This is a genomic window from Microbulbifer epialgicus (assembly GCF_041447265.1).
Lineage (GTDB): Bacteria > Pseudomonadota > Gammaproteobacteria > Pseudomonadales > Cellvibrionaceae > Microbulbifer > Microbulbifer epialgicus.
In genome coordinates this window covers 1-642 of sequence record NZ_JBGMEK010000278.1, presented here as the reverse complement: position 1 = coordinate 642, position 642 = coordinate 1, and the positions used below count along the sequence as shown (strand labels likewise).

Here is a 642-nt window from a genome sequence, read left to right as displayed (position 1 = left end):
CTAGTAAAAATGGGAGACCCCCCAGCTTTGCTGGGGAGGCACGCATAGTTTGACAGTTCCAGAAGTCTCATAGTAACTCCGATGTGTGAGCCGCCAAGCACCACACAAAGGAGAAACTATGAGACAAGTGAATAGTTTAAGTCACACACGATGGGAGTGTAAGTATCACATCGTTTTTATACCAAAGTATCGGAGAAAGGTGCTATTTGGGAAGATTAGGCATGAACTGGGAGTGCTTTTTCACCAGTTGGCACAGCAGAAAGGGAGCTTGATTGAGGAGGGGCACTTGATGCCAGATCATGTTCATATGATGATCTCTATCCCACCGAAATGCGCAGTTGCTCAAGTAATTGGCTATATCAAAGGGAAGAGTGCAATCCACATAGCACGACAGTTTTCTGGCAAGCGCCGCAACTATGTGGGTGAGCATTTTTGGGCGAGAGGCTATTTTGCTTCGACAGTAGGCAGAGATGAATCAGTAATAAGGGCATATATACAGAACCAGGAAAAGGAAGATCAACGAATTGATCAGTTGGTGCTGGTATAGTCGCCCCTTGGGGGCGTAAGGAACCGAAGGTTCCGTAATTGCCGCTTAGAGCGGCTCACAAAATTAAAGCCCCCGGCTTTGCCGGGGGATACTTA

The 642-nt window shown here is 47.2% G+C and carries 1 protein-coding gene; it reads left to right on the top strand.

All coding sequences use genetic code 11. The features are described from left to right. Positions 1-118: 118 nt before the first annotated feature. Positions 119-547: an IS200/IS605 family transposase gene (gene tnpA, locus ACCI49_RS24995; RefSeq protein ID WP_371841969.1), complete on the top strand. Its 429-nt coding sequence runs from the start codon at positions 119-121 to the stop codon at positions 545-547. Positions 548-642 lie beyond the last annotated feature (95 nt).